At 68.8% G+C, this 6,833-nt stretch carries 3 protein-coding genes and 4 pseudogenes; 1 reads left to right on the forward strand and 6 read right to left on the reverse strand.

Going from position 1 to position 6,833, the window contains the following annotated elements:
* Positions 1-18 precede the first annotated feature (18 nt).
* From ITI46_RS10050 to ITI46_RS10060, 3 genes and pseudogenes are all read right to left on the reverse strand, one after another.
* Positions 19-474, reverse strand: a pseudogene (locus ITI46_RS10050) (transposase family protein); the annotation flags it as partial.
* A gap of 156 nt (positions 475-630) precedes the next feature.
* Positions 631-1,731, reverse strand: coding sequence for an ankyrin repeat domain-containing protein (locus tag ITI46_RS35795; RefSeq protein ID WP_209239105.1), 1,101 nt, complete (start codon positions 1,729-1,731; stop codon positions 631-633).
* A 103-nt stretch (positions 1,732-1,834) separates the two neighbouring features.
* A pseudogene (locus tag ITI46_RS10060) lies at positions 1,835-2,684 on the reverse strand (IS5 family transposase).
* Between ITI46_RS10060 and ITI46_RS10065 the strand changes: the two are divergent.
* A pseudogene (locus ITI46_RS10065) lies at positions 2,649-3,770 on the forward strand (IS630 family transposase). The pseudogenes ITI46_RS10060 and ITI46_RS10065 sit on opposite strands and share 36 nt — an antisense overlap.
* A gap of 26 nt (positions 3,771-3,796) precedes the next feature.
* Here ITI46_RS10065 and ITI46_RS10070 read toward each other — a convergent pair.
* From ITI46_RS10070 to ITI46_RS10080, 3 genes and pseudogenes are all read right to left on the reverse strand, one after another.
* On the reverse strand, positions 3,797-4,681 hold the full coding sequence (locus ITI46_RS10070) for a TIGR03619 family F420-dependent LLM class oxidoreductase (RefSeq protein ID WP_247745744.1): 885 nt from the start codon (positions 4,679-4,681) through the stop codon (positions 3,797-3,799).
* 1,025 nt (positions 4,682-5,706) lie between these two features.
* Entirely contained in the window at positions 5,707-6,075 is a 369-nt protein-coding gene (locus ITI46_RS10075) for a hypothetical protein (protein ID WP_209239106.1), read from the reverse strand.
* Between the two features lie 239 nt (positions 6,076-6,314).
* Positions 6,315-6,657: pseudogene (locus tag ITI46_RS10080) on the reverse strand (Rid family hydrolase).
* Positions 6,658-6,833: the final 176 nt, after the last annotated feature.

Raw genomic sequence — 6,833 nt, forward strand, 5'->3', positions numbered from 1 at the left:
GTCGCATCCGCGCAATACGTCGCGTCGCCGCATTCCCAGGGCGTTCTCCGAGAGGCCGGCGGCGGTGACGGTCACGGCGAGGTTGAGGCCGATTGTGTCGGTGAGGAGGCCGCGCTACCTTCCGACGATCTTCTTGGCTGCATCGGTTCCCTGGCTGGTCAGGGGTACGTTGCTGGGGGTCTTCTCGCTCCGGATGTCGATCACGGAAGCGGTCGGCTCGGGCTTGCGCCCCCTCACCCTGGCCAATCCGGTCAGGTCGTAATTGAGCTGGGGGAAGATTCCATCGCCCCGCGATGCGGCGTAGACGGCGCCGTGGTTCGTGGAGTCGTGCGGGAGGTGTTTCCAGAGGAGTCCCGCGCGGTTGACGTGGAGGATCGCGTTGAAGACGTCGCGGACTCCGACTTCTTCCGGCTGTCCGGTCGGTCTGCGGTCGAGCTGGGCCTTTCTCCAGGCCGTCAACGTAGGCTCGATCAGGGCTCATCGGGCGTCGGACATGCTCACTGCTGTTCGATACAACGCCAGCGACCTTCCGTGTACTGCAGGCATGACTGGCCGCCCTCCCCTTCGACATCGACACCCTCCGCATTCGCCGCACTTTCGCCGACCGGCCTTCTCCTGCGCGGACGGTGCTTACGGTGTCTTCGTCGCGTTCTTCAGCAGGTCGGCTGCTTCGGTGCGGCCGAGTTCATGGGCGATGGTCAGGGGCGTATGTGATCTGACCGGGTAGCGCAGTCGCGTCGGGTCTTCCATACGCGCATGGGGGTCGCCGCCTGCTTCCACGAGGAGCCGTACTGCTTCATGCGCGTTCGGTCCGACGGAGGTGACCGCGTCGTGGAGCGGTGTGCGGCCGTGCTCGTCGGTCGCATTGGGATCCCCGCCCGCGGTGAGAAGGGCCTCGATGACGTCGGGGGCGATGTCGGGCGCGGACTTGACGCGGAGTCCGGGGGCGAGGGCGAGGTGCAGGGGTGTAGCACCGGCGTTCAGGTCCCCGAAGTCGGGGCAGTGCCGTTTCGGGTGGCGATATGTCCAGGGAATCCTGCACGTCCCGTGGAGCGCCGTGCCCGGGTCAGCGCCGGCTTCGGCCAGGGCTTGCACGACGGCGGCGGAACGGCCGATGACGGCCAGGTGCATGGGGGTGAGCCCTGAGTCGTTCAGCGGGCCAAGCGCCGGTGCGCCGGCCAGAGCCTCCCGGACAGCTGTGAGGTCTCCGAGCGCGCAGGCTCGCGGGAAGAGGTCCTCCGCGGACAGCGGTGGCACGGCCTTCAGATCCGCGAGCATCCTCGACAGGAGATCAGGTGCGGGGATCCCTTCCTCGTCGTCCCAGTCGTGATCGATGACGTAGATCGGCGGGTCGCCCGTTCCGGCCTCGTCGAGATCCAGCAGCCAGTAGAACTGGGTGCTGGTCATGCCTACGAAGAGCCACGCCCGGTCCCCCGGCCCGTCCTCTTCGTCGACTTCGAGCATCATCGGGAAATTGATCGTTCCGATGTCGTCCTCGTCGAGGAGGACGTGGGCCTCGGGCCAGTCGATCGACAGCAGGGCCTGAATCTCGGCCGGGAGCTGCCGTTCGCCCACAGGGGTCTCGATGGTCCACCCGTCGCGTGGCGCGAAGTCGTCAGAGACTGTGCCGCGCAGGCGTTCCAGTTGGCGCAGTACCTCGGGATGCAGCCCTCCGGCCGATCGCCCCGCTGACGAGGCGGGAGCAGGACGCTGGGGCGTCGTGTCGTTCACGGACACTTTCCTTCCAGGGTTGGCCCAGGCTTTCTGCGGTCCCGGGCCGAGAGCACAGGCCTGAAGTCGGGCGCGGCTAACAGGTGGCGCGGTTAGGTGGTGATCACGGTCGGCAGTTCAGGCGTTCGTCCCAGCGGTGAGTTGTCCATGCCCGCCGGATCAGGCTGCGCATGGTGATGATCGTGTCGGCAAGGTCGAAGAACGCATCGACGACGGTGACACGCAGCTCGTAGCAGCGGGAGAGCCGGTGGAAGGCATTCTGCCAGGCGTGCGTGCGTTCGACGTGCCAACGCTGACTGGCCTGGATGGGCGCCTTCTCGCCTTTGTGCGCGATACGGCCGTGGAGGCCGCGTTCGCTGAGCAGAGCGCGGGTGGTGTCCGAGTCGTAGCCGGCGTCCAGGTGCACGATGATGTCGTCGGGCAACGGACCCAGGTCGTCCAGGCGGTCCAGGGTCGGGGCGAGCAGCGGGGAGACGTGGGGGTTGGCGCTGGCCAGGACCCGGCCCAGCCGAATGCCGTAGCCGTCCGTCATGCCCGAGCGTTTCAGCCCTTGTTCGCCGCGGCCGACCGGGGAACGTCCGGCGACCTGACCGCCACCTGAAGCCTTGGTGATGGAGCCGTCGACGACAATCTGGTCAAGGACGAGGCCGACGACCCGGTCGTAGGAACTCCGGCGCGATCTGCTTGAGCCGGGCGAAGACGCCCAGTTGTATCCACTCGCCGCGGCGGTTGCGGATTGTGGTGACCGAGCAGGTTGTGTCGGCGATCGCCTCATAGGAACAGCCGAAGCGCAGCAGTTGCAGCATCCTGTCGAAGATGATCCGCTCGCTGATGCGTCGGCGGTGCCAGCCCAGCGGATCGTTCGGGTGGTGCTCCGGCCGCTCGGGCAGCAGTGCCGCGAATTGGTCCCAGAGGAGTTGGCCGAGCCTGTGCGCGTGCGCAGACTGACCGATCAGGAAGGGCAGAAGCTGCCGCAGATCGTGCGCCGGGGCAGCACCAGCTCGGTGCGCTACCGGTGTGCGATGATGCTGCTCGTCTCTGTCGGCGGGAACTCGGTCCCGGTGATCGCTCAGCTGGTCCAGGCTGACGAGGACACCGTGCGCGATGTGATCCACCGGTTCAACGAGATCGGCCTGGCCTGCCTGGACCCTCGATGGGCGGGAGGCCGTTCCCGCCTACTCAGTGATGACGACGAGGACTTCGTCATCCAGACGGCCACCACCCGCCCCACCAAGCTCGGCCAGCCCTTCTCTCGCTGGTCGATCCGCAAACTCGCCGCCTACCTGCGCCGCGTGCACGGCCGCGTCATCCGCATCGGCCGGGAAGCCTTACGGTGCCTGCTCCGACGCCGCGGCATCACCTTCCAACGGACCAAGACCTGGAAGGAGTCACCCGACCCCGACCGTGACGTCAAGCTCGACCGCATCGAGCACGTTCTGGAGCATTTTCCGGACCGGATCTTCGCCTTCGACGAGTTCGGCCCGCTCGGGATCCGGCCGACCGCAGGTTCCTGCTGGGCGAAGCGGGGCAAGCCCGACCGGCTGCCAGCGACCTACCGCCGCACCCACGGCGTCACCTACTTCCACGGCTGCTACTCCGTCGGCGACGACCGGTTGTGGGGCGTCAACCGCCGCCGCTAAGGCACCGCCAACAGTCTGGCCGCGCTGAAGTCGATCCGCGCTGCCCGCCCCGACGGCGCCCCGATCTACATCATCCTGGACAACCTCTTTGCCCACACCGGCCAGGCCATCCGTCGCTGGGCGGAGAGGAACAAGGTCGAGCTGTGCTTCACCCCGACCTACGCCTCCTGGGCCAACCCGATCGAGGCCCACTTCGGCCCGCTGCGGCAGTTCACCCTGGCGAATTCGAACCACCGCAGCCATCCCGCACAGACCCAGGCTCTGCACCGCTACCTGCTCTGGCGCAACGCCAACTCCCGCCACCCCGAGGTCCTGGCCGCCCAACGCCGAGAACGCGCCCGCATCCGTGGTGAGAAGGGCCTCCGCTGGGGCGAACGCCCCCTCGAAGCGGCAACTTGATCAACCTAGGGTTTCCAGCCACGGCATCAGGCGAGCCGCGGTGCCACCTCGGCTGCGACCCACTCCATGGCCTTCTCGACATGTTCAGCCGCGACAGGCAGCCACAGGGTGCAAGCGGCAAGCCCTGCCTCGGCGAGCCGACCGAGGTCGTCGGCAACGCTCTCTGCAGTGGGCGCAGTGCCGCCGAGTGGTCGTCCCGGTGGCGGAACCGCCGCGGGCAGACCCGGCGGAGTGAGGAACGCGGCCGACGCCAACGTCAGACGATCGGCGTCCTGTGCCTCGGCGAGGTCACGCAAGCGGCGCCGGACGTCGGTGATCTCCACGGCGTCGGCGCCTGTGCCGTACCAGCCGTCGCCGAAACGCAGCGCACGGCGCAGGGCAGCGTTGCTGTGGCCGCCGACCCACACGGGCGGACCGCCGGCGGTGACCGGAGGCACTCCCAAGTGCGCGGCACGCAGTGTCGTGAAAGGCCCGTCGAAATCTGCGGGTCGCCGGGCCCACAGGGCCTTGGCGGCGGCGAGGTGGTCGTCGGTGCGTGCACCGCGTTCACGGGCGGGTACACCCACGGCATCGAATTCGTCGGGGTTCCAGCCGGTGCCGACGCCCAGGATCAAGCGGCCACCGGACACGACGTCCAGGGTGGCCGCCTGGTTGGCGAGTACCAGCGCCGGGTAGTACGGCGCGACGAGTACGGACGTCAGCAGCCGCAGGCGCGTCGTCGCCCCCGCGACGGCCGACAGCAGAACAAGCGGGTCCGTGTCGAGGCCGAAACCGCTGTCCAGTAGGCGGTTACCGACCGCAACGTGGTCGAAGCCCAAGTCTTCAGCATGGCGTGCGGCGCGGAGCACGCTGGCTCCGTCATCGAGCGGCCAGCGTGGTTGAAGGGAAACACCGAGGCGCAGCGAGGGCATGAGGTTGCCTTTCGACGGCAGTCCGAGGGAGACACGACGATCACTGACCGCCCTGTCGCCACACTCAACTCCCGCACCGCCCCTATTTCATCCCCGGCCGGGGGCAAGCGGATCGCCTGTCACTCCGTACGACGCTCGCTGACCAACGCCGGGAACTCCGCAAGCCGGTGAACCTTCCCGGTCAGAGCACTAGTAGCCCGGATGCTGTGGTACCGCCAAAGTCTCGGACCACCGCCTCAGCCTCGGTTGGAACAGTGAAACGGGGTATGGGGTATGGCCTCCCCTAGCAGCAGCGTGGAAGCAGCGATGCAATCGCAGTGAAGTAGCCAACGCCGACCCGGGCGTTGGCTCTAAAAGAGCCGTTACGATGGCTTATCCGGCAACTCCTCTGCTCCCGCCAGATCCCCGGCCCGGAACAGGTCGGGCCGACGGCACATTAGTGCCTCAGCGAAGGGAGCAGGGAATGCCGGAAGTGAGCAAGCCGCGCAGGAAGTGGACCGAGCCAGAGAAGTGGCATCGAGACCGGTGCGGCCCAGCGGGCTTACATCCGGCACAGGCTGGGCCCTGAGCATCCCATTGCTCCATCGGTGACCGGCTGATCAGGCCGCCGAATAGCCTGCGCTGGGGTGCCGAACGCAGGCTCCCGCAGGCCCCGTCGGCCGGCCCGGCGGCGGGTGTGTGTACTCGGGGCGGTCTCCAGGTCGCGCGCCGGGCGTTGCGGTCCCGACGCGGTTGGTGAGGAAGACAGCGCGAGTGCGGGCGCGTTGCGGGGCCAGGAGGGCGGAGCCCTCCGTCGGGAGCGTGGCGGCTCGCGCTGCCGGCCCGGGGCGCGGTGCTCCTCCGCCTGCCCTCTCGCGAGCTACCGCCTTGAGCCTGAGGGCCAGCTAACGCGCTCATCGGCTTCGTAGTTGACGACAGAGGAGTCACTCACTGATAGCCGTGCCCACGGCAGTGAAGCCAGGCCGTGTCCGGATTCCCTGTGCGGAGACGTGGACCAGCGGAAGTCGCGGCGCGGTGGAGTCGGTTCACGGTCGGCCCACCGTCATGGCTTGCCCTCCGAGCACCACGGCGACGACCAGGCACCCGACGGCGACGCCGACAGCCGCGTACCGCCACGACGGAAACCGGCGGGGCACGAAAAGGGCCGGAACCGCGCTGGCCCACGCGGTGAACACCAGCCACGGCAGCCATGCTTCAGCTCGGTCGTTCACCTGGTTGCAGTGCTCGGCCCGCGGCCCGTCAGCGCCGAGATAGAACAGGCAGTCGCTCCCGAAGTTCTCGGTGGCCAGCCCGACGAACCCCCACCACACCGTGACAACGGCCGCGACGGCCAGCGCGGTGCCGAAGAACGAGCAGCCTCCGGAGCCACGCGGCACCGATGCGTCCACGCCCATGTCCCTCCCGGTGAGACGCCGACGGTCGGGCCCGCAGGCCGTCGGTAGCCTACGCCGTAGAAGGGTGTTCGGCGACGTCACGCACCCAGCTGTCACCGGGAGCGGCCGGGGCGCCCGCGTTCGCGGCGCTGCCGGTGGGCCCGTGCTGAGGGGCCCGGCAGGAAGTGGAGCCGACGCGCACCGGGCTCCGGTCGATCCGGCCCTCGGCGTCGGCGCGGGTCAGGAGGGCGCGGAGGGTCTTACCCGGTGGCCCGCCGCGCGTACACCTCGATCTCGATCCTCATACGGGGGTCGGCGAGGTCGCACACGAGCATCGTGGCGGCCGCCGGCCGAATCCCGCGGGAGCAGCGGCGCAGGATGGCCGGCACAGCGCGAAGTCTGGCCGGTCGGGCAGCAGGTAGCGCACCCGCACGACGTCGACGAAGCTGCACTTCGCCTCGGCCAGAGCGGCCTCGATGGTGTGCAGGCACTGCTCGGCCTGCTCGACGACGTCATCGGGATCGTCCTGGTGGTGTAGTCGAAACCGGTCGTCCCGAAGACATGCACCCAGTCCCCGTCGACCACGGCGCGGGCGCAGCCGATCTGCTCCTCGAACGGTGAGCCGACCGGCTGCTCCCCTCGCCAGGCGGCCGGCTGTGGGCCAGGGCCGCACCGGCCAGTTGCTGCTCCGGCTCACGGGGATGGCTGGGGCAGGGGCAGCAGGCATGCGCGGGGGTGTGGGCGGCGTGGGGGCGCGGCAAGGTCGTGCAGGGGGTTGC

The organism is Streptomyces oryzae, from assembly GCF_017676365.1.
Classification (GTDB): Bacteria; Actinomycetota; Actinomycetes; order Streptomycetales; family Streptomycetaceae; genus Streptomyces; species Streptomyces oryzae.